The sequence below is a fragment of the Gluconobacter sp. P5E10 genome, from assembly GCF_018812145.1.
Lineage (GTDB): Bacteria > Pseudomonadota > Alphaproteobacteria > Acetobacterales > Acetobacteraceae > Gluconobacter > Gluconobacter cerinus.
Map to the genome: position 1 here is coordinate 154,147 of NZ_JACRVZ010000001.1, position 22,194 is coordinate 176,340.

Here is a 22,194-nt window from a genome sequence, read left to right on the forward strand (position 1 = left end):
ATAAAAAATCATGTGACGCGGTCAATCAGAGGCCGCTAAGAACAAAACTACTATGACCGCTTCCAATTTTATCGTCCGCTTTGATGACTGGCTGATTGACCGGCTCTTTCAGCCCGTCGCAAACAGACTGCCGTCAGTTCTTCCCGTTGTGCAGTTGGGCATGAGCTTTCAGCTCGGTTCGCTGATGCTGAACGGCGCAGCGCTGCTTCTGCCGATTGTGCTGTTTGGCGCAACGATGGGCGGGGTGGTGGATACATCGCTGATCTGGTTCATGAACCTTGCATTCTTTCTGGGCATGAAAAAAACGATCCCGATGATCCGGCCAAACATGCTGAATCCCCTTCGGCCCATGATGCTGAGCATGCGGATGATCGCCATGGCATTCCTCATCTATCAGCTTTTCCGCAGCGTGGACGGGGTCGGCATTGGCTGGATTCTGTCTCAGCTCATGACGCTGTCTCAGCTGACGTTTGTGATCGGTCTGTATTTTGTGGCCTGCCAGCCTCAGCCACCCCGACAGCGGATGTCTTCGCGGACAGGCCCTATCATTGAAGGCGTCTGGGCCGGGAACGGTAGTATTCGCTGAAGGAGACGGGCAGTGAGAATCCTTCACTGTCTTCTAACGCGGGAATTCGCGGGTACTGAGCGTCACGTTGCGGAGCTCGCGAACCAGCAGGCTCTGACACATGACGTGACGGTGCTTCTGGAGCGCCATACCGCTGATCTTCGAACAGGCGGAGATATTGCACATCACTTTTCACCCTCAGTCCGTATCGTAAGGGCTTATCGCGCAGGATATCTGCCGACATTGACGGCGTTGGTATGGAACGAGACCTTCGATATCATCCATACTCATCTGGGTAAGGCGTCGATCCGGGCTGGGGTTTTGAAGATTCTGGGACTGATGGGTGAGACCCCCGTCATCGGTACGCTCCACAATGCTTATCGTGCCAGAACTTATAGAAAACATGACGGTCTGATCTGTATTGCCCGGTGGCAACAGGACAGCCTGCCAGCAGGCTGTCGGAACCAGAGCGCAGTGATTGCAAACTGGACCATTCCTTCCGCCCTCTGCCATCCGGAGCGTACCAGGCTTCGGGAAGGCTTCCGGCAGGAGCATCGCCTTCCATCGGAAGCTTTTGTGATCTGTGCCGTTGGAAGAATGGTGGAAGAGAAACGGTTTGATTGTCTCCTTCAGGCCTGGAGACAGGCCGCTCTGCCGACCGACACATATCTTGTGCTGATTGGGGACGGCCCAGAACGTGCGCGGCTTGAAAACGTCTGCGCAGAGTATAGGGATCGCATCATTTTTGCGGGTTACCGGTCAGATGTGCCGGACGTGTTCTGTGCCTTTGACGGATTTGTTCTGCCCTCCAGACGGGAGCCGTTCGGTCTGGTGCTGCTGGAAGCGATGGCGGCAGGATTACCGGTCTGCGCGACAGCAGCAGGCGGTGTTCTGGATATTCTTGAAAATGTATCGGACTGTCTGGTTAAGCCGGACTGTATCGACGCACTTGCCGCTGGGCTTGTGCGCCTGAGGCAGCAGCCAGGCAGAACATGGGACCTGTCCTTCCATGTTCTGGAAGAGCAGGCCTTAAAGACAGAGCAGTTCTATCGCCGTTTTTGCTGAGTATCGCGATCAGAGATCGTAGTGCTTGGAGACGTAGCTGGAGAGGCCATTCGGGTTGTGCATGATGTGCCAGCTTTCTGAAAAAGACGGCACGAACTGGAACAGGAAGACCAGCAGCGACAGGAAAAACAGTAGCATGCCTTTGCCAACAAACTGGATACGCCGCCAGAAATAGAGTGGCGGGATCAGGATCCAGAATGCAGAGCCGGGACGGAAGCCCGCGGCAATCAGGGCGCGGCGATCTGTCAGCATGGACGTGAAGATGATCGCAAAGCTGAGAAGAACGGCGATGATGCTGGACTGGCGGTCAGGGATGTTGCCGAACCAGGCCAGAACATTGACGATCATGCTGCTGACGAAGGGCCCAAGAATACTCAGCCAGGCCCAGCGGTTCGAGACCCTGCTGGGGGGCAGAGCAGGCGGGACCCCTTCGGGCTGCGGCGGCCAGAACGCGCAACTGCCTGCCGGATGCCATTCCGCACCGAAGGCCTCGGTCCAGCACAGAGTTGAGTGCTCAATACTGCCGGTCGAGATGAGGGCACGCATACCATCTTCAGAAAGCGGGCCTTTGCGGCTTCCGTGTTCTTCGTAAAACCAGCTCACAGTCCGTCCTTGGTTTGGGCAGTTGTCATCATGCTGACAGAATGGCGGCTCAATCTGACTGAAAGAGATGTCTCAGGCAATACTGAAGGCTTCAAACTGCTGGGAAGGGTCAAGTGATGAGAAAATATTCGTTTGGTTTAATGGCTGTTCTTTGTCTGGGGATAAATCCGGCTTTTGCATCAAAGGCCACTAACTTTCAGATCAAACTCGCTTCTCCCACAACAGTTGACCGCCAGACAGTGCTTTATACCTGTCAGGGAAACGGTGATGCGGCCAAGGAGCTTCTCTCGCGCTTGCCGCAGAAACGCGTTGCGGTTCAATATATCAATGCAGATGCCGTCAGCTTGGCTGTCCTGCCAATTGAAGGGCACACGCAGGTGTTTTCAAACGTAATTGCTGCGGATGGCGCCAAATATGCTGCGGCACAGTATGTCTGGTGGAACAAAGGAAACGACGCGTTCTTTTCCAGTGAGATGGACGACAAAGCACTTGTAACGTGCCATGCCGTTTCAAAATAAAGATATCATGTCGGTATCGTTTCAATTTTCCAGCAAACATGCATGATGCGGGCTTATCACGACTGATAAGGAACGCAGGTCATGTCCGTTGTCTGCATGCAGGAATTTCTTGAAAAGCTCCCCAAGGCTGAACTTCATGTTCATTTGGAAGGAACGCTGGAAGCGGACTTGAAAATCAAGCTGGCTGAGCGGAACAATCATCCTCTCAGGTCCAGCTCTGCGGAAGAAATCCGACAAGGTTACATCTATCATGATCTGCCCTCTTTTCTGACGCTGTATTACGAGGGCGTCGAGCTTCTGCAGACCGAGCAGGATTTTCATGACCTCTGCTATGACTATCTGAAAAAAGTCGCGCAGCAGAATGTTCTTTACACTGAAATGTTCTTTGACCCGCAGCTTCACACCCGTCGCGGGATAGCATTCGGAACAGTTATCCGGGGCTTCAATGCAGCGCAGGAGGAAGCAGAGAAGGACTTCGGCATCCGCTCTCACCTCATCATGTGCTTTATACGTGAAATGAGTGCGGATTCTGCCGACGAGACCTTTACCCAGGCTCTCCCTTATCTTGAAAGACCGGGTCGGAGCCGCATCATTGGCGTGGGTCTGGATTCAGACGAAAAGGGTAATCCGCCAGCCAAATTTGCGAAAACATTCGCCCGGGCAAGAGCGCTGGGCCTTCACTTGACCATGCATTGTGATCTCGATCAGCAGAATACGCATGAGCATATCCGGCAGGCTCTTCAGGATCTGGGTAGCGAGCGCCTCGATCATGGATTGAATGTGCTGGAGAAGCCTGAACTGATTGCGATGGCTCGGGACAAAGGCGTGACATTCACGCTGTGCCCGTCTCCGAACGATGTCATCAGGCCGGGGCGGTCCCGTCAGGATATTCGGGACATGCTGGCAGCGGGACTGAAAATCACCATCAATTCCGACGACCCGGGTTACATGCAGAGCGTCTATATGACGGAGAGTTTCGCCAAGGCTCAAAGTGCAGCGGACCTGACGCGGCACGAACTCATACAGATTAGCCGAAATGCCTTTCAGGCGGCCTGGATTTCGGACGACGAGCGAGTGCTTTATTTAAACGCACTAGAAACATTCGCGCGAAACCATAGGGTTGAGATGTCATCCTGAACGTGGAGCGCAGCGACGTCCCCGAGATTTATGCTCTTTGCTACAGGGCATAAATCTGGAAGTTTAAAAATAAAATCAGGAATTATTATTTATTAAAAAATTCAGATATGTTTTATTATTTCTGAAAAATTACCAATAAAGTATAAATTAAGAAACTCAGGTATTAATTAGATACAAAACAAGAATTGATTATCTTTCTTTTAAAGCGACTATCGTCGCATGGCATCAATCGCTCCTGTTCTGTCCCGTCTGTCTCAGCATATGCAATCGGCAGCGCTATGGAGCGTCATTGGCCTCCTGCGCAGTGTGGGGCCGCAATACGCCTCGACAGCGGGCGGCTGGTTGATGCGGAATGTCGGGATGAGGCTCCGGGCAACCCGCATTGCGGATCGGAACCTTCAACTCGCTCTTCCTGATTTATCTTTGCCGGAACGACAACAGATTATCCGGGATGTATGGACGAACCTGGGGCGGAACGTGACAGAACTCCCCCATCTTGCATCCTTTACCCGTACGGAAATGGGACCGGGATGGGAGATCGAGGGTGAAGAGCATATCGATGCCCTGAAAGCGAACGGCTCACAGGCTTTGTTTTTCTCAGGGCATCTGGGGAACTGGGAGCTCATTCTGCCCATCGCAACCAGTCTGGGTATGCCAGTTGCAGGTTTTTATCGGGCCTCGTCCAATCCGGTCATCGATCTTGTGACGCAGACAATGCGACAGAAAGCTCTCGGCCCGACAGGAACCATGTTTCCCAAAGGCCCCAAGGGTGCCCGACAGGCCTTAACGCATCTGCAGAGCGGTGGCTCACTGGGGTTTCTGGTGGATCAGAAAATGAACGACGGGCTCGCCATTCCGTTTCTGGGACGAGATGCCATGACGGCGCCAGCGGTGGCGCAATTGGCCTTGCGCTTTAATCTGCCCATCATACCCGTCCATATCGTGCGACTGGGGAACGGTCGGTTCCGTATGGTGTGTGAAGCCCCGCTTCAGGCTGAACGAACGGGCGATCGTCATGCGGATATCCGGTCAATTTGCATCGCCATGAACGAGACGCTGGAACGGTGGATCCGCGAAAGGCCGGGAGCATGGCTTTGGCTTCATCGCCGCTGGCCCAAAGAGCAGGTCGCTCTTCCCGCCATCTGAAAAAAGCCCCGCGGCCGGATGGCAGCGGGGCTTTTGTGTTTCAGGGGAGAGGATGTCCGCTGACAGGAGCTTGTGGGCTGCCAATCAGATCAAGGATCTGCTTTTCAAGTTTCGGAACATTGATGCGCAGGACAACTTCGTTCTTGCGCTCGCCCAGACCTGGCTCGTAGCCCGGCGTCCAGGAGACAACGTCTCCATAGCCGGGGCCAAACTGGCTGTTTACATCCACGAACAGATCCTGCTTTTCCGTGATGATGCTCGGGTCCAGCCAGACGGATGCTGCAATTTCATCCCAGAGTGGGAAGCCGCTTAGATGCCATTTCATGACATGCCCGACGGGCGTGCCTGTGGCTTCCAGCTTCTTCAGGAATTCTGGCGTCAGTTCGGTATCCGTTGAAGGATCGGCCGGAACCATCACGATGTGCTTCCATGGTGCGCGAAGGGCCGCACTTGCGCTTTCCGGGTCCAGACGGAAATTGAATTCACGACGGGGGCTGTTCAGAAATTCCCGCGCGAACTGGTGGGCCACAACGCCGGGCCGTGTCTGGCGCGGGTTCAGGCCACCGCCCATGTAAACGAGTTCTTTTGCAAGGCTCGCAAATTCCGGATCAAGTGTTTGGGCCAGTGCGATGTTGGTCATCGGACCCGTTGCAATGATGCTGACCTGTCCTGGGTATTGATGGACCATCCGAATGAGGAAGTCAGCTGCGCGCTCGGTTTCCGGCTTCTTGACCGGATTGCCATATGGCAGGTCCGGAACAACATCCGGGCCATGATAGTAGGGAAGGGGCTGCTCGGTCTTTTCGACCCATTTTTTCATCCACACCCCTTTCCAGATCAGCTTTCCGTAAAGGGCTTCCCAGCGGTCCGTCAGCTTTTCCGAGTTCAGGAACGGGTAGGTGGCGCCCGGAACAACGGGAATGTCTGCCCGGCCTGCCACTTCCACGCCACGGAGTGCGTCATTCGTCGCTTCTTTCTGCCAGACGTCACCCGTGACAGTCGTGATGCCAAGCACGCGGACGTTGGGAGCCTTGATGATCATCCACTGGGCGATGCTGAAGCCGTCATCGTCAAAAATGACAAGGCGGGGGTCAGCTTTCGCCTGCGCGGAGGCTGCCAGCAGGCCGCCAGCGACCAGTCCAAGCGCCAGCGTACGGCGCAGGGCCTTTCGCGTCTTGCTAAAACGTTCCGGCTTCGGGACGGTGGGGTGAAGGGGCATGGGCAGAGGGTTCCATAGCTGATGGCAGGCAAGGACGTGACAATACCGCAAAGGAAATCATTGCACAGAGGCAACAGGGCGTTCCATGCGAACGCAATTCTAGAACGCGAGTGGCCCGCTGTCCTTGACTTCCTTGATGACAAAAAACGTCCGTGCCTGTCGCACTCCCGGAAAGGCAATGAGCTTTTCTGCGTGAAGCCGATTGAAATCCGCCATGTCTTCCACACGGATCTTCAGCAGATAATCGAAATCGCCCGCGACCAGATGACAGTCCAGCACCATGGGCATGGTTTTCACAGCCTCTTCCAGTTCTGCGAAGCTCTCGGGAGTGGATCGGTCTAGCACGACGCCCACCAGAGCGATCGTTCCCAGCCCGACTTTGACGGGATCAATCTCGGCGCGAACGCCACGGATATAACCGTCCTGAAACAATCTCTGGGTGCGCCGATGACATGTCGCGGCGCTCACGTTCACACGCTCGGCCAGTTCGGCATTGGACATGCGCCCGTTGCCTTGCAGAAGGCGAAGAATGTTCCGGTCGATTGCGTCCAGATCTGGTGTGATGGAATCTTTCATTATTTCCTCAAAAGATAAGAGAAACATCCATTAAAATTCTATTTTAAGACTAAAATACAGAAATTATTTTCTGAATTAGAAAGCACCTTCGAAGAATATTTCACTACTGCTTTCGGGTGTGAACACCTTGGGAGGCTGTCTGTGAACCTTGAGAAATTTGAGCGCTATCCGCTGACTTTTGGAAAAACGGCTATTGAGCATCTTCCACGTCTGAGCGAAGCCCTAGGTGGCAAAGTGCAGATCTATGCCAAGCGTGAAGACTGCAATTCGGGCATGGCGATGGGCGGCAACAAGCTCCGCAAGCTGGAATATATTGTTCCGGATATTTTGGCCTCTGGTGCAGATACGCTGGTCTCCATCGGCGGTGTGCAATCCAATCATACGCGCATGGTCGCAGCGACAGCGGCCAAGCTGGGTATGAAATGCGTCGTCGTGCAGGAGAAATGGGTCCCGCATTATGACGCCGTTTATGATCGTGTGGGCAATATCCTCATGACACGCCTCATGGGAGCTGAGTCCCGCATTGTGGAAGATGGTTTTGACATCGGTATCCGTCAGAGCTGGGAAGATGCCATCCAGTCCGTGAAGGATGCTGGCGGAAAGCCCTATGCCATTCCGGCTGGTGCATCCGTTCATCAATATGGCGGCGTTGGTTACGCTGCTTTTGCGGAAGAAGTTGCGGAGCAGGAAAAAGAACTTGGCTTCACGTTCGATTATATTATCGTTTGCGTTGTAACGGGCTCGACGCAGGCGGGAATGATCGTCGGGTTTGCAGCGCAGGGCCGTGCAGATCGGGTCATTGGCATTGATGCCTCCGGAACGCCGGAGCAGACGCGCGAGCAGGTGCGGGAGATCGTGGACCGCACAGCCGAGCTGGTAGAGCTTGGTTGGACAGTGCGGGACGATGAGATCGTTATCCTCGAGGACTACGCCTATCCCGCTTACGGCGTTCCTTCCGAAGAAACGAACGAAGCCATCCGTCTGGCTGCGCGCACGGAAGCCATGATGACGGACCCTGTCTATGAAGGGAAATCCATGCAGGGCCTGATTGATCTGACGAAGAAGGGATATTTCCCGGATGGGTCCAAGGTTCTGTATGTTCATCTGGGCGGCGCACCGGCCCTGAACGGCTATAGCTACTATTACCGCAACGGCTGATGCAGCCATAAAAAACGCCGCGTCCCAGTCGGGGACGCGGCGTTTCTGTTTTCCGACGATAAAGCCGGATTTTAGCTGTTGTGACCGTTCAGTTCACGCAGCACATCTGCCGGACGCATTGGCAGATGGCGCAGACGCACACCAATGGCATTGAACACGGCATTGCCGATGGCAGGCGCCACGACCGTCACACCCGGTTCACCAAGGCCCGTAGGCTTTTCGGTGTTCTGGACGAACTCGATGTCCATGTCCGGCACGTCCGGAAGACGGACCGGCGTGTAGGTGTTGAGGTTGCTATCCTTGATCGTACCGTTGACGATCTCGGTGCCTTCAAACAGCGCCATGCTCAGGCCCCATAGAGCTGCACCCTCGGTCTGTGCCAGTGCGCCACCCGGATCAACGATCGTGCCAGCATCCAGAACCAGCCAGAGCTTCTGACAGGTGATGACGCCGGTCTTGCGATCAACGTGGACCTGTGCCGCTCCGGCCGTCCAGGTCGGCATACCGCGTTCCTGTCCGAAGCTGGTCGCGATGCCAATGCCGGTATCCGCCGGAAGCTGCGTCTTGCCGTAGTTAATCTTGTCGGCAAGGCGCTGAAGGGCTGCGGCCTGACGCTTGGCGCCGCCTACAGCATTGGGAGCGGAGCCTTCGTTCCGTCCTGTCGCTGTGAACATAGACAGGCGGAATGCCAGCGGGTCCTGCTTCGTCTGGTGCGCCAGTTCGTCGAGGAAGGACTCAAGCGCCCAGGGCGTCCAGCCTGCAGACACGGAACGGAGCCAGCCCGGACGGAAAGTCTTGTTGGCCAGATCGTTCGTGATGGCACGGACGCGGGTTGGCCCGGTTTCGTACCAGTGATCAGCGCCCGCAATCGCAAACGGATCGTAGGACTTGCCGTCTTCGCCCTTGGCCAGAAACGCCGGTGCCATAACGAGTGTGGGCCAACCTGCTGTTGCAGCGTAATCCATCGCCACAATCTTCTTCTGGTCTGCATCGAGGGCGACGCGAACCGTCTGAAGAGAGGGGGAACGAATGGAGTCAAACGCCATATCGTCCGAACGTGTCAGGATCAGCTTGACTGGTGCGCCGCCAATGGCCTTGGACGCCAGAGCCGCCGGGATGGAATAGTCACCGTTCAGGCGACGACCAAACCCGCCGCCCAGCAGGTAAGTGCGCATGACAACCTGCTCTTCAGGCACCTGAAGCGCCTTGGAGAGCTGCGGCAGAACGAGGGACTGCCACTGGTTGCCGGTATGGATTTCCCACATGCCATCAATATGACGGGCCACCGCATTGACCGGCTCAAGCTGGTAATGCGCGACTGAGGCACAGGTGTAGCTGCGTTCGAAGGAGTGTGCCGGATGGGCAAATGCCTCGTCCACACCCTTATCGTTGAAGACGCGAGCGCCAGTGCTCTGATCTGCAATCAGCTTGCGGCCATGCTCGATGATGTCTGCTTCCGAGACATTGATCGTCGGACCGGGATTCCACTGAACCTTTAGAACGTCCGCAGCTTTGATAGCGGCGGGATAGGTCTTGGCCAGAGCCACAACCCAGCCCGGAACGATGCCGGACGGATCATCCAGAACAACATAGCGAATGTATCCGGGGATCTTCTTGGCTTCGCTGTCATCGACAGACTGCACCTTCGCGGCGTAACGCGTCGGGGGCATCTTCGGGCGGCCATAGACCATCCCTTCGAGCTTCACGTCGATGCCGTAGATGGCCTTGCCAGTCGTTTTGTCCGGAATATCCAGAGCAGGAACCGGCTTGCTGATCAGGCGGCGTTCACTGGCGGGCTTGAGCGGCAGCTTGGCCATTTCGTCAGCCGTGAAGCTGCGCGTCGGCTTGGCTTTGGAAACGATCTCGCCATAGGAGACGCTCTTGCTGCCTGCCGTGACCGTGCTGTTGCGGGCAACGCATTTGTCCGGCGTGGTACCGAGCAGCTTTGCGCCTTCCTCCAGCATGATCGTGCGGGCAGCGGCGCCAGCCTGACGGAACGTGTCCCACGTATCCCAGACGGACCAGGAGCCGCCGGTCACGAACTTGCCAGCCCATTTCGGGGCGGTGTCCACTTCCGTGATCTTGATGTGATCCCAGTCGGCTTCCATTTCGTCCGCGATAATGCGGGCGAGGGCGGTTCCGACGTGCTGACCCATCTCGGCACGGACGACATTGACGTTGATGGAGCCGTCCGGCGCGATGGCGCACCACATGTTCGGCTCGAACGCGGCTTCCGGCGGCATGGCGGACGGGTAGGTCTGCGCAGCTTCGGCCTTGCGGGCGAAGCCGAACATCAGACCTGCGCCTGCTGCCGTCATCAGAAAACTGCGGCGAGACAGGCGGCCTGCGTCGGATCTCTTGGCGATCTGTTCGATCTTAGCCATTGGTGGCGCCTCCCTGCTGCGCGGCAGCTGCTTCCTTGATGGCCTTGCGGATGCGGACATACGTCATGCAACGGCAGAGACTGCCGCCCATGACGCCATCAATCTCTTCATCCGTCGGCTTCGGATAATCTTTCAGAAGGCTTGCGGCCTGCATGATCTGGCCGGACTGGCAGTAGCCGCACTGCGGCACCTGCTGGTCACGCCAGGCAACCTGCACGACGTGATTGCCTTCCGGATCGAGGCCTTCGATCGTGGTGATCGAAGCGCCTTCGATGGAGGAGAGCGGCGTGATGCAGGACCGTGTGGCGCGCCCACCGACATGAACGGTGCAGGCACCACATTCGCCAATGCCGCAGCCAAACTTGGTGCCGGTCAGGTTCAGTTCATCCCGCAATACCCACAGCAGAGGGGTATCATCCGGTGCATCGACCGAAACGGGCTGTCCGTTGAGTTCAAATTTCGTGGTCATATTTCGTTTTCCCTGTCCTGCCCGGATCAGTGCGAGGCGTTAACGGGCGGTGCGGACAGCGTGGCGCGGGCAGCCGCGGCCTTCTTTTCCAGATCCGTCCAGGGGGGCAGAGTGGTGCGGGTGCGGCGGAGATACGCGGCAATACGGGCCATGTCATGGTCCGAAAGGGCCGTGTAGAAGCTTGGCATGGCGATGTTGTCCTGACCTTCGGCAGCGCCGATGCCATGCAACATAACCTGGAAGAGATTGTTCGGCTCATCCAGCCAAAGCGCGTTGTTCAGAGCCAGTTCCGGGCGGCCAGAGACCGGCATCGGGCCGGAATTGTAATGGCAGGCGCCACAGGCCCCCTGATACAGGCGCGCATCCGCATCCAGTGTCTGCGGGCCAGTCAGATCCTTGCCGGACATCTGCATGGCACGGGCAATGGCAGCCTGATCGCCCTGAGAACGCTGGGCAGCCTTCGCGACGTCTGCATAATAATGAGCAATGGCATGCACATCTTCTTCCGGAATCTTGGACAGGAAGCGATGCGGAACCGGAGACATTGGGCCAGCAGCAGAGCCATGCAGCGGAGCGACGCCGAAGCGCAGATACTGGAAGAACTCGTCTTCCGTCCAGACAACCGGCGTTGGGTTGTGGTCGTTCAGCGGTGGAGCAATCCAGCCATCAATGACAGCACCATCATAAGCATGGCTCAGCTTCTCTGCACCCAGAAGGTTACGCGGCGTATGGCAGGCACCACAATGGGCGTTACCTTCGGCCAGATAGGCCCCGCGGTTCCATTGCGCATCATGCTTCGGGTCGTTCTGGTAGCGGCCCGGCGTAAAGAACAGGAGCTTCCAGAAACCCTGACCAATCAGACGGATGTTGATCGGGAAGGGGACCGTGTTGTCACGCGGCTTCAGGTGTACGGCCGGACGCGTCATCAGATACGCATACAGGTCCGAGACGTCCTGATCGTTGACCTTCGTGAAGTGGTCGAACGGGAACGCCGGATAAAGCTGTGAACCATCACGGGCAATGCCCTTGTTCATGGCGCGCTTGAAGGCTTCCAACGACCAGTTGCCGAGACCCCATTCCGGGTCAGGCGTGATGTTGGAAGAGAAGATGTCACCGAATGGGGTGGCCATCTTGAAGTCACCGGCCAGTTCGGGGCCGGGGCTGCCATCCACGCGGGTGTGACATTCGGCACAGTATCCACCGGCGGCAACGATTTCACCACGTTTGATGGCGTCTGCGGAAAAAGAGGCCGCAGCGGGAGGGGAGATGGGGGCGATTGCGGGGTACCACGCATAGGCGAGGAAACCGAGGCCGCCCACGGCACCGAGGCCCACAATACTGGCGGCTATCCGTTTGAGCATTCTTGTACTGTCCCGGCACTGTTTGAAAAACTGCCGTCCACAACGTGACGGATGATTGTTCCCCTCAATATGGCACGGGCACCAGAAAGGGAAGATTGAGATAACTCAAAATTCGGTCTGATCGAGGTCAAAGTGCAGTTTTCATAGGGGGCGGGTTTCAATGTCACACAAATGGGGAGGGTGTTCACTCAAATTTACGAGATGATGCGCCAATATTCATATTTTAAAATAGGGATTTTATTAGTCCTATATCGGCGTGTCATTGTCTGTTCACTCTTGAAAAAACGATTCGGAGTGATTGAATATTTTGTCACTCGGTGCCAAAATGAATTCGTTCTTCTGGGGCTGTTCGCAATCCTGTCGCATGAAAAGAAGAACCTCCCTGTTTCCGAGCGCATCTGAGCCGGAGTAGAGTGGGGCAGATCGTTGTGTGAAAGGGCGGCTCATTATCATTCGTCCGACTTACGTCCGGAGCCTCGCTGGAGGGGCTCTGGTGCTGTCCATTGTGTTGGCCCTGTGCTGCGGTCGTTACCCGCTGTCTCCGCATCGTGTGGTGATGGTGCTTGGGCGGTTACTTCACCTCTGGGGAGGACAGGATCCTGTTGCCGATGCTGTGGTCCAGCAGGTTCGGTTGCCGCGGGTTGTGGCCGGAATTCTGGTGGGAAGTGCGCTATCCTGCGGTGGCGCAACCTATCAGGCCGTTCTTCGAAATCCCCTTGTTTCGCCTGACCTTCTGGGTGTTCTGAGTGGCTCTGCATTTGGGGCGGCACTCATGATTGTTCTGGGTGCTTCACCTGCATGGATTCAGATCGGTGCGTTTGCTGGTGGTGTCGTGGCCGTGGGGTCTGGAATTTCCATTTCCCGTCTGTTGCCACAGGGCGGCCTCCTGACATTGCTGATGGGTGGCCTTGTGGCCAATGCCGTTTTCACAGCGCTTCTGTCTCTTGTGAAATATACCGCTGATCCGATGGATCAGTTGCCTGCTGTTGTGAACTGGCTACTGGGCACACTGTCCCAGACGGGATGGAAAGAGCTTTCCTGGCTGACTGTTCCAGTGCTTGTTCTGGTCGCTGTACTGGTTTTACTTGCTCCTTTACTGGATGTGCTTTCTCTCGGAGACGATGAAGCGCGGAGCCTTGGGGTTCCCATTCAGATTATGCGGCCTTTCGTCATTCTGCTTGCGACGCTGGCCTGTGCCATGACGATTTCCATGGCGGGTATTATTGGCTGGGTCGGGCTTCTGGTGCCGCACATTTCCAGAATGCTGGCGGGCGCAGAGCATCGGCGGATGATGCCGGTCTGTGCCTTGCTGGGAGCTGCCGGTGTTCTGCTGGCGGATACCGTGTCGCGCAGCCTGACCTCAGGAGAAGTGCCACTCGGGATCATGACGGAGCTTTTCGGTGCCCTTGCCTTTATTCTCGTGCTTCGGCGTCTCCGCGGGGACGCGACATGAGTCGGGATTTTCTCTCCTGCCAAGGTATTACGCTGAAACGGTCGTCTCGATCGGTGGTGCTGAATGATGTCAGCCTGACGTTCCGGCGTGGTGAACTGATTGGGCTTCTTGGCCTTAATGGTGCGGGCAAAAGCACCCTTTTGCGCATTCTGATGGGGTTGCTCAAACCGACGTCCGGTGAGGTGTATCTTGAAGGTACGCTGTTATCATCTCTGCGGCCTTTAGACGTGGCGCGGCGTCTGGCGTATGTGCCTCAAGCACACGCGATGACGTTTCCTTACACGGTCCGGCGGATGGTTGAGCTGGGGCGTATTCCCCATCATGGCGTGGCAGGGCGCCTCGGAGCGGAAGACCGGCTCCGCGTTGATCAGGCCATGGATCGTCTGGGCCTCCTGGCCTTGGCAGAGCGTCCGGTGACGGAGCTGTCTGGCGGCGAAAAGCAGCGTGTCGTGCTGGCGCGGGCCCTTGCGCAGGAAGCAGTCGGGCTTCTTCTTGATGAGCCAATGAGCGGTCTGGACTATGGTCATCAGCTTCGTTTGATGAGTCTGCTGGCAGAACTGGCCGCTGAAGGACATCTCATTCTTCTGACGTCCCACCGGCCGGAAGAATTCTTTTCCGCCGGCCATCGCGCCCTTATTTTAGAGGAAGCGCAAATTGTGGCGGACGGCCCACCCGAGCTTATTGTGACGGCTGAGCGGATGTCCCGTCTTTATGGCGTTCCTCTGGCGCAGATTGATCATGCCGGGAAACGTTTTTTCCATCGTGAGGAGAGTGAATGATGAGACTGTCTCGACTGGCTGGAGGGCTTCTGGGTCTTTCGCTCATGGCTACCACAGCATTTGCTGCTCCTCCCACACGTCTGGTGGAGGGATGGTATGCCCATAACGCCACGCTCATTATGCTCGGCGCGCAGGACAAGATCATCGCAACGGTCGCCAAGCCATCAATCATGCCGTGGATGTTCCGTCTGGTGCCGTCGCTTTCCAAAGCTCAACCTCTGGACCCGGGAAATCTGAACGGAGAAGAGCTTTTACGTCTCGCGCCGGATCTGGTGTTTGTCACCGCATCGAGCCATTCCGTCGCGGCCCTCTCCAAGGTTGGTCTGCATGTTGTCCCTGAGGGCTTTGATCGTTTTATAGGGCTTCTGGAATGTGTGGATAGCACGGCCACCCTTCTTCAGACGCCCCTGGCGACGCAGCGTGCGCAGGCTTATCGTGTGGCTTTCCTTAAGGAAATTTCGCAGGCCGCAACCAACCCGCAAGGGCCCAAAGTCCTTCACGTTGAATCTCTGAAACCTCTGCGCGTGGATGGAGATCAGAGCATTATCGACCAGTGGATCCGTTCTGCTGGTGGACGCAATGCGGCTGTGGGCGTGCATGGGAACAAACAGCCTGTCTCTGTCGAGCAGGTGCTCTCCTGGAACCCGGACATTATTATTGTGGGCGCCAATGCAGGGGACCCTGCCCAGCTTGCCAGTGATGGCGTCTGGTCTCAACTCGCTGCTGTCAAAGCTGGCCGTGTTTACCGCAATCCGGCGGGAATTTTCCCGTGGGATCGATACAGCCCTGAATTGCTTTTGCAGGTCGACTGGGCCCGTCAGATTGTTCAGACGGGTCATGTGGATGAGGCCGGAATGATTGCAAAGATGCAGCAGTTCTATCGTCAGTTTTACGGCATTACGCTCCGGACTGAAGATGCGCGGCGCATGCTTGCAGCTCTGCCGCCGGAGTGACACGATACGGCAGAGTGATACGGTGAAAATCGTTTCAGATACTGATCCGTAACTGCAAGGAAGCCTTGAATGACCCGGACCACGCCTTTCCCTTATGGTTCTTTCTGGAAGAAAGTGTATCTGGGGAGTGCTTTGCTGGCTGGCGCGGTTTTTGGAGGCATGGCCCAGGCGGCACCTGCTCTGATGCCTGTGCCGCAATCCGTCTCGGCGTCCAATGGTGTGGCATCCCTTGCAGGAGGTGTCCGGATTGTCTGGGCCACCCCACCGTCACCCCTTTTGCAAAGAGCCGCAGCCCGTTTTTCTCAACGCCTCGGTGCTCTGACAGGCGCATCATCTGCGCATGGTGGCCCATACGTTCTGCATATCAGTGCAGCCTATGATCCGGCCTATCTCACGGTTGGTGCCAAAGAGCATTATGCTCTCACGACATCAGCGGATGGCGCCCATCTGGAAGCTGACGGACCGGCAGGCGTTGTGCATGGGCTGGCCACATTCCTGCAGCTTGTTCAGAAAACATCAGATGGGGTGGTGGTAGAACGGCTGCATATTGATGATGCTCCACGCTTTGCATGGCGTGGCCTTCTGCTAGATGTGTCCCGGCATTTCGCTTCTGTAGAGACCGTCAAACGCCAGCTTGATGCCATGGAGCTTCTGAAGCTTAACGTGCTGCACTGGCATCTGAATGACGGGACCGGCTTCCGCGTGGAGAGCCGTGTTTTCCCGAAGCTGACGAGCGTCGGATCGCACGGGCAGTATTATACGCAGCCTGAGGTTCGAGACATTGTGGCATATGCTGCGGATCGCGGTATCCGCGTTGTGCCTGAATTTGACGTTCCCGGTCATGCGCTTGCGGTGTTGCAGGCCTATCCGGAACTGGCGGCACAGCCGCTGCCGGAGGTCAACGCCGTTGGTGAAAACCTGAACAATCCGGCGATGGACCCGACCAATCCCAGGACGCTGACATTCATTCGTGCGCTGTATGCGGAAATGGAAACACTCTTTCCGGATCATTATTTTCATTCGGGTGGTGACGAGGTTCTGGGCACTCAGTGGACCAGCAATCCAAAAATTGCGGCCTATATGAAGATGCACGGATACAAGGGTGCACCAGCCCTTCAGGCAGCCTTCACGGCGCAGGTGGAAAAGATCCTGTCCAGCCAGGGACGTGTCATGATGGGGTGGGACGAAGTCAGCGAAGCGCCAATTCCCAAAAACGTTGTTGTGGAAGGGTGGCGCGGCTCAAAGTGGACGGGTTCTGCCACACAGGCCGGCCATCCGGTTGTCGTGTCTTCGGGCTATTATCTGGATATGTTGACTCCGTCCCGGACGCATTACGCCATTGATCCGTATGACACCAAGGCGAATGGCATTACGCCGGAAGAACTGGCGGAGACACATCCGAAGATCACCCCGCTGCTTCAGGCTTTCATCCAGGACCCGAATGCAGCGCCTTTGACCGATGACCAGAAGAAAATGGTTCTGGGAGCAGAAGGCGCGCTCTGGACGGAGGTTGTCTCCGAAAACATGTTGGATGCCCGTCTGTGGCCCCGTACCGCAGCTCTGGCCGAGCGGTTCTGGTCTTCTGAAAACGTGCGGGATGTGGATGATCTGGAGCGCCGCCTGCCTGTGGTCATGGCAGAACTCCAATCAACAGGGTTGCAAGCCGTGCAGCATGAAAATGCGTTGAAGGAGGCTTTGGTACCTGCGCATACCGGCCCTCTCTCCACGCTTTTGAGCGTTACGGTTCCGGTGCGCAATTACGCCTTGAATCGTCTGGCCTCCAAAAGTGGCGATGCCATGTTGTCGGCGCCAGTCGCGATTGCCGATCCGGATGCTTTTGAGGCTATCCGCTTCAACGACATGGCTAAACGGTATGTCGCGGGAGAAAAGAGTCTGAAGGCTCCCTTGAAGGCCATGCTGGCAAGCTGGGCTGCCAATGATGAAGCTTTTGTCGCGATTGCCGCAGATGTGCCTGCTCTGGAGGAAGTCACGCCCGTATCTCACACGGTTGCGGCCCTCTCCAATGCGGGATTAAATGTTCTGAATGGAGCTTCAGGAACAGCTTGGCGGCTGGATGCGCAGCATCTGATCGCTGCACAGGAAGAGCTGTTTCACAACTCATCCAACCATCTGCTGTCCCTGAGGCGCGAGCAGCCTCCCGGGGGGCTGCTCATTGCCATTCTCCCTGGCATTAAAGCGCTTATTTCCAGCCAGAATTAATGCCTTTTTCCATACCTCGCTTTTCTGCGCGAGGTATGGCTCTTGGCGTCCAGGTCGTTTCGACTGTAAACTTAAGTTACAGGCCCGCGGACGGACCAAAAGGCCTGCCTGTTTTTCACATTTAGGCCTCTTATATGCATCAGAAGAAACTCTCCCCCAAGGCCGCTCTGCTGTTGTCCGCCAGTTTTGGCTTGGCAGCGCTGCCTTCGATTGCGTCTGCCAAGCCCGCAGCGCCTCAGATTACTTATGACCAGTATGGTCTGGATCTGGCCGGGCGGGATGTGAGCGTCAAGCCGGGAGACAGTTTCTTCGATTATGCCAATGGCAGCTTCCTGAAAGCGCTCGAAATTCCATCGGATATGAGCAGCTACGGCCCGTTTAACGCGCTGGCTGAAGCATCCCGCCAGCGCATTCAGTCCATTCTGAAAGACCTGTCCGCGCATCCGGTCGCTCAGCCTCAGACGATCGATGAGAAGCTGGGCACCTATTATGCGTCTTTCATGGATGAGAAGGCTGTCGAAGCTTTGGGTTCCAAGCCGCTGGATGCTGAAATCGCAAGCATCCACACAATTACGGATCTGAAGGCATTTGCGCAGTTTAGTGGGGCGTCGTCCGATACGTTCGGATCATCGCCGTTCGCGCTGGACGTGGATGTGGATGCGAAAGATCCGACGAAATATGCGCTCAGTGTGGATCACGCCGGGCTCGGGATGCCGGATCGGGACAATTACCTGAAGCCGGAATTTGCATCCAAGAAAGCGGCCTATCAGGCATATGTCACGAAGCTTCTGACGCTTGTTCACTGGGCTGATCCCGCCAAGTCAGCGGCAGACATTGTGGCTTTTGAAACCGAGATTGCCAAAGTTCATTGGGCGCGCACGGAACTCCGCGATCCGGACAAGACCTACAACCCGATGACGGTAGAAGCCCTGGTCAAGAGTGTTCCCTCTTTTGACTGGATGACATGGTTGCGGGCGTCAGGTGTGCCTGAGGGCGGCCTGGCGCAGCGGATTGTTATTGTTGGTGAGCCTTCCGCCATCAAGGCGGAAGCGGACCTGATTGCAAAGACGGATCTGAACACTCTGCGCGCTTGGCAGGCGTTCCATACGGCGAGCAATGCTGCATCGTTCCTGCCGGACGCTTTTGTGCAAACGCGTTTCGCCTATGTGAAGGCCATGTCAGGTCAGCCTGCTCTGGCAGCGCGTTGGAAGCGTGGTGTGGATTTCACGAGTTCCGCCATGGAAATGGCGCTCGGCAAAATCTACGTGGAGCGATATTTTCCGGCTTCGGATCGCGCGGCCATGCAGACGCTGACGGGAAACCTGAAGGCGGCTTTCCACAGCCGCCTCGAACACAACACATGGATGAGCGCGCAGACGCGTGAAGCCGCGCTGAAGAAGCTGGCCAGCTTTGAAATCCAGGTGGGTTACCCGAATGAGTGGCGGGACTATTCCGATCTGGTTGTGAAGAAGGGCGATGTGTACGGCAATGCCGAGCGGGCTTTCGCTTTTGAATGGCACTATCAGTTAAGCCATCTCGACAAGGTTGTTGACCGCAACGAGTGGCTGATGTCGCCCGCAACAGTGAATGCCTACAACAATCCGCGTTTTGTGGAAGTCGTGTTTCCTGCGGCGATCCTTCAGCCGCCGTTCTTCAACCCGAAGGCTGATCCGGCTGTGAATTACGGGGCGATCGGTGGTGTCATCGGGCATGAAATGACCCATTCTTTTGACGACAAAGGCCGCAAGTACGACGACAAAGGGCGTCTGCGGAACTGGTGGACAAAGGAAGACGAAGCGCGCTTCCAGAAGCTCGCAGATCGGTTTGGTGCGCAGTATGACGCGTTCGAGGTTCAGCCGGGTGTGCATGTGAACGGTAAGCTCACGATGGGCGAAAACATTGCCGATCTTGGTGGGCTGACGTTGGCGCTGGATGCATACCATGCGTCCCTGAATGGGAAGCCTGCTCCCGTCATTGATGGTCTGACGGGCGATCAGCGCGTGTTCATGGGGTGGGCACAGGTCTGGCGTGAGAAGGTTCGTCCGGATACGGAGAAGCAGATGGTCGTCATTGATCCGCACTCGCCGCCGAAAGCTCGCGTAAACATCCCGATGCACAACGTCGATCTCTGGTATAAGGCCTGGAATGTACAGCCGGGTGACAAGCTCTATCTGACCCCGGATCAGCGCGTCAAAATCTGGTAATTGCGTATGATGGGGTGGAAAACCACCCCATCTACTCGCTGGTTTACGGACGCATATAATGGGCTGCCGCAACCATGTTGATGAGTGCAGCTTTCGTCTCCGGCCATTTGCGGGTTTTCAGTCCGCAATCCGGATTGACCCAGAGGGCATCCGGGCTGATGGTTTTGCTGGCAGCCCGAAGCAGGTCCACCATTTCCTCAACAGACGGCACGCGCGGGGAATGGATATCGTAAACGCCCGGCCCGATTTCCGCAGGGTAGCGATAAGCTGCGAACGCATCGAGTAGTTCCATGCGGGAGCGGGCGGTTTCAATCGAAATCACATCCGCATCCATTGCGCCAATGGCGGCAATGATATCGTTGAATTCCGAGTAGCACATATGGGTATGGATCTGCGTGGCGTCCTGCACACCTGAGGCTGAAATACGGAAACTTTCTACGGCCCAGTCCAGATAGGATTGCCAGTCTGCGCGACGGAGCGGCAGGCCTTCACGCAAGGCGGCTTCGTCAATCTGGATAATGCCGCATCCAGCTTTTTCCAGATCACACACTTCATCCCGGATCGCGAAAGCGATCTGTCGGCACGTTTCCGAACGCGGTTGATCGTCTCGCACGAAAGACCAGTTCAGGATCGTGACAGGTCCCGTCAGCATACCTTTCATCGGGCGGCTGGTGATGGACTGGGCATATTCCCACCATTCAACCGTCATGGCTTTTGGGCGTGACACATCTCCGAAAATGATGGGGGGCCGGACATAGCGAGACCCGTAGGACTGCACCCAGGCGTGCTTCGTGAACGCAAAGCCGGAAAGCTGCTCCCCGAAATATTGCACCATGTCATTGCGCTCGAACTCGCCATGCACCAGCACATCAAGATCAATTTCTTCCTGCCAGCGGATAGTCCGGGCGGTTTCTTCCCGCAGGAAGACTTCGTAAGCCTCAGAAGAGAGCTCTCCTCGTGCATGATCCGCACGGGCTTTGCGGACTTCAGGTGTCTGGGGGAAGGAACCGATTGTCGTCGTCGGATACAAAGGCAGCTTGAGTTTGGCCTGTTGCAACGGACGGCGCGCGGGGAAGGGTGAATGGCGCTGGGCGAGAGCTGGATTGCGATCCGCAGAGCGTGCCTGAACGGCAGGATCGTTGATTTTTACAGAAGAGCGGCGCGTCCGAAGAGCCGCAGCGTTTTCGGCCAGAGTTGCTTGCACGACGTCCCGGCCTTCATTCAGGGCGCGCGCCAGTGTGTGCAACTCCTCGATTTTCTGAACGGCGAATGCGAGCCACGATTTCACATCTGCGTCCAGATCTGTCTCCCGTTCCAGATCAATGGGTGTGTGGAGGAGAGAGCAGGACGGAGCAAGGATCAGGTCACGCTGGCGCGCCAGCGGTTCAAGATGGTCCAGAAGCGCGTTCAGGTCGGCCTTCCAGATATTCCGCCCATCCACTACGCCCAGAGATAGCAACAGGTCAGGTCGTGCTTTTTCCAGAATGGATGCAAGCTGGTCGGGAGCGCGGACAAGATCCACATGCAGGCCGTGAACTGGCAGGCTTAGGGCGATGTCCTGATTGTCTCCGAGCACACCGAAATACGTCGCGAGCATCAGTTTCAGGTCTGGAACAGCTGCTGTCAAAATATTGTAGGTCGTTTTGAAAGCTGTAGCAGCATTTCCCGGCAGATCCAGAACAAGACACGGCTCGTCAATCTGAACCCAATCTGCGCCTTCTGCTCGGAGGGCGTTTAGAACCCGTTCATAAACGGGCAGCAAGGTAGGGAGCAGATCAAGGCAATCAAACGCCGGGCCGTCACATTTTCCCAGAAGCAGGAAACTGACAGGGCCGAGCAGAACAGGGCGTGTCTCAATCCCAAGCGCCTTGGCTTCACGATATTCATCCACCACTTTTGTGGAGGCGAGGCGGAACGTCTGGTCTGCTGTGAATTGCGGAACAAGGTAATGGTAGTTCGTGTCAAACCACTTGGTCATTTCGGCGGCAGGGACATCCTGAGGGGTGTCATGAGCATGCCCGCAGCCACACTCTTCGGATGTCGTTTGGGAGCCGCGCGCCATGGCGAAGTAGGTTCCCAAGTCCACCTTGCCCTGCACGTTGCCGTAAATGGCAGGAACAGCACCGACCATTGCGGATGTATCCAGCACATGATCGTAAAGCGAAAAATCGTTGGAAGGGATGATCTCTGCGCCGAGGTCTTTCTGGCGCTGCCAGGCTGACGCCCGAAGGGAAGCGGCTGTGGAAAGCAGATCATCGGCGGAAGAATTCCCCGCCCAGTACTGTTCAAGAGCGGTTTTCAGTTCACGGCGGGTGCCGATACGCGGAAAGCCCAGAGTTGCGACGCGGACGGTCATGAAAGCCTCGACAGGTTCGTGGCAGTGC

Annotated in this window: 18 protein-coding genes; 11 read left to right on the forward strand and 7 right to left on the reverse strand. The window is 56.5% G+C overall.

Translation table 11 applies throughout. The annotated features are described in order from the left end of the window. Positions 1-52: 52 nt before the first annotated feature. Together KP707_RS00605 and KP707_RS17105 are read left to right on the forward strand one after the other, a co-directional pair. Positions 53-586, forward strand: coding sequence for a hypothetical protein (locus KP707_RS00605; protein ID WP_211495857.1), 534 nt, complete (start codon positions 53-55; stop codon positions 584-586). A 12-nt stretch (positions 587-598) separates the two neighbouring features. After that, positions 599-1,630, forward strand: a complete 1,032-nt coding sequence (locus KP707_RS17105; protein ID WP_211501851.1) for a glycosyltransferase — start codon at positions 599-601, stop codon at positions 1,628-1,630. A 9-nt stretch (positions 1,631-1,639) separates the two neighbouring features. Here KP707_RS17105 and KP707_RS00615 read toward each other — a convergent pair whose 3' ends face one another. After that, positions 1,640-2,233, reverse strand: coding sequence for a DUF4339 domain-containing protein (locus KP707_RS00615; RefSeq protein ID WP_064273616.1), 594 nt, complete (start codon positions 2,231-2,233; stop codon positions 1,640-1,642). A 116-nt stretch (positions 2,234-2,349) separates the two neighbouring features. Between KP707_RS00615 and KP707_RS00620 the strand changes: the two genes are divergently transcribed. From KP707_RS00620 to KP707_RS00630, 3 genes are all read left to right on the forward strand, one after another. Beyond that, complete coding sequence (locus KP707_RS00620) at positions 2,350-2,751, forward strand: MliC family protein (RefSeq protein ID WP_249202708.1); 402 nt, start codon at positions 2,350-2,352, stop codon at positions 2,749-2,751. Between the two features lie 81 nt (positions 2,752-2,832). Then, positions 2,833-3,888, forward strand: a complete 1,056-nt coding sequence (gene add, locus KP707_RS00625; protein ID WP_211501852.1) for an adenosine deaminase — start codon at positions 2,833-2,835, stop codon at positions 3,886-3,888. Positions 3,889-4,107: 219 nt separating this feature from the next. Then, positions 4,108-5,034, forward strand: coding sequence for a lysophospholipid acyltransferase family protein (locus tag KP707_RS00630; protein WP_211501853.1), 927 nt, complete (start codon positions 4,108-4,110; stop codon positions 5,032-5,034). A gap of 40 nt (positions 5,035-5,074) precedes the next feature. Here KP707_RS00630 and KP707_RS00635 read toward each other — a convergent pair whose 3' ends face one another. Together KP707_RS00635 and KP707_RS00640 are read right to left on the reverse strand one after the other, a co-directional pair. Next, positions 5,075-6,253: a nucleoside hydrolase gene (locus KP707_RS00635; RefSeq protein WP_211501854.1), complete on the reverse strand. Its 1,179-nt coding sequence runs from the start codon at positions 6,251-6,253 to the stop codon at positions 5,075-5,077. A gap of 99 nt (positions 6,254-6,352) precedes the next feature. Beyond that, a complete protein-coding gene (locus KP707_RS00640) occupies positions 6,353-6,829 on the reverse strand; it encodes an Lrp/AsnC family transcriptional regulator (RefSeq protein WP_211501855.1) in 477 nt (158 codons plus the stop codon). 141 nt (positions 6,830-6,970) lie between these two features. Between KP707_RS00640 and KP707_RS00645 the strand changes: the two genes are divergently transcribed. Further along, positions 6,971-7,987 carry a 1-aminocyclopropane-1-carboxylate deaminase gene (locus KP707_RS00645; RefSeq protein ID WP_211506901.1) on the forward strand — a complete coding sequence of 339 codons (1,017 nt, stop codon included), beginning with the start codon at positions 6,971-6,973 and terminating at the stop codon, positions 7,985-7,987. A 71-nt stretch (positions 7,988-8,058) separates the two neighbouring features. On the opposite strand, the gene KP707_RS00650 is transcribed toward KP707_RS00645, so the two are convergent. From KP707_RS00650 to KP707_RS00660, 3 genes are read right to left on the reverse strand one after another with little or no spacing between them, the layout of a single operon-like run. Next, a complete protein-coding gene (locus KP707_RS00650) occupies positions 8,059-10,371 on the reverse strand; it encodes a molybdopterin cofactor-binding domain-containing protein (protein WP_086633754.1) in 2,313 nt (770 codons plus the stop codon). Next, entirely contained in the window at positions 10,364-10,840 is a 477-nt protein-coding gene (locus KP707_RS00655) for a (2Fe-2S)-binding protein (protein WP_046900117.1), read from the reverse strand. Before KP707_RS00655 ends, KP707_RS00650 begins: the two co-directional genes overlap by 8 nt. 26 nt (positions 10,841-10,866) lie before the next feature. Continuing rightward, positions 10,867-12,201, reverse strand: coding sequence for a c-type cytochrome (locus tag KP707_RS00660; RefSeq protein ID WP_211498799.1), 1,335 nt, complete (start codon positions 12,199-12,201; stop codon positions 10,867-10,869). A 430-nt stretch (positions 12,202-12,631) separates the two neighbouring features. On the opposite strand from KP707_RS00660, the gene KP707_RS00665 reads away from it, so the two are divergent. The 5 genes from KP707_RS00665 (at position 12,632) to KP707_RS00685 (ending at position 19,810) form a co-directional block, all read left to right on the forward strand. Further along, complete coding sequence (locus KP707_RS00665) at positions 12,632-13,654, forward strand: iron ABC transporter permease (protein WP_099210907.1); 1,023 nt, start codon at positions 12,632-12,634, stop codon at positions 13,652-13,654. Next, positions 13,651-14,433, forward strand: coding sequence for an ABC transporter ATP-binding protein (locus tag KP707_RS00670; protein ID WP_211501857.1), 783 nt, complete (start codon positions 13,651-13,653; stop codon positions 14,431-14,433). The genes KP707_RS00665 and KP707_RS00670 overlap by 4 nt, the downstream gene beginning before the upstream one ends. Beyond that, positions 14,430-15,386, forward strand: coding sequence for an ABC transporter substrate-binding protein (locus KP707_RS00675; RefSeq protein ID WP_099210903.1), 957 nt, complete (start codon positions 14,430-14,432; stop codon positions 15,384-15,386). Before KP707_RS00670 ends, KP707_RS00675 begins: the two co-directional genes overlap by 4 nt. 69 nt (positions 15,387-15,455) lie before the next feature. Further along, complete coding sequence (locus KP707_RS00680) at positions 15,456-17,606, forward strand: beta-N-acetylhexosaminidase (RefSeq protein ID WP_211501858.1); 2,151 nt, start codon at positions 15,456-15,458, stop codon at positions 17,604-17,606. A 134-nt stretch (positions 17,607-17,740) separates the two neighbouring features. Beyond that, positions 17,741-19,810: a M13 family metallopeptidase gene (locus KP707_RS00685; RefSeq protein ID WP_211501859.1), complete on the forward strand. Its 2,070-nt coding sequence runs from the start codon at positions 17,741-17,743 to the stop codon at positions 19,808-19,810. 43 nt (positions 19,811-19,853) lie between these two features. On the opposite strand, the gene metE is transcribed toward KP707_RS00685, so the two are convergent. Next, positions 19,854-22,166, reverse strand: a complete 2,313-nt coding sequence (metE, locus tag KP707_RS00690; protein WP_211506902.1) for a 5-methyltetrahydropteroyltriglutamate--homocysteine S-methyltransferase — start codon at positions 22,164-22,166, stop codon at positions 19,854-19,856. Between the last annotated feature and the right edge of the window lie 28 nt (positions 22,167-22,194).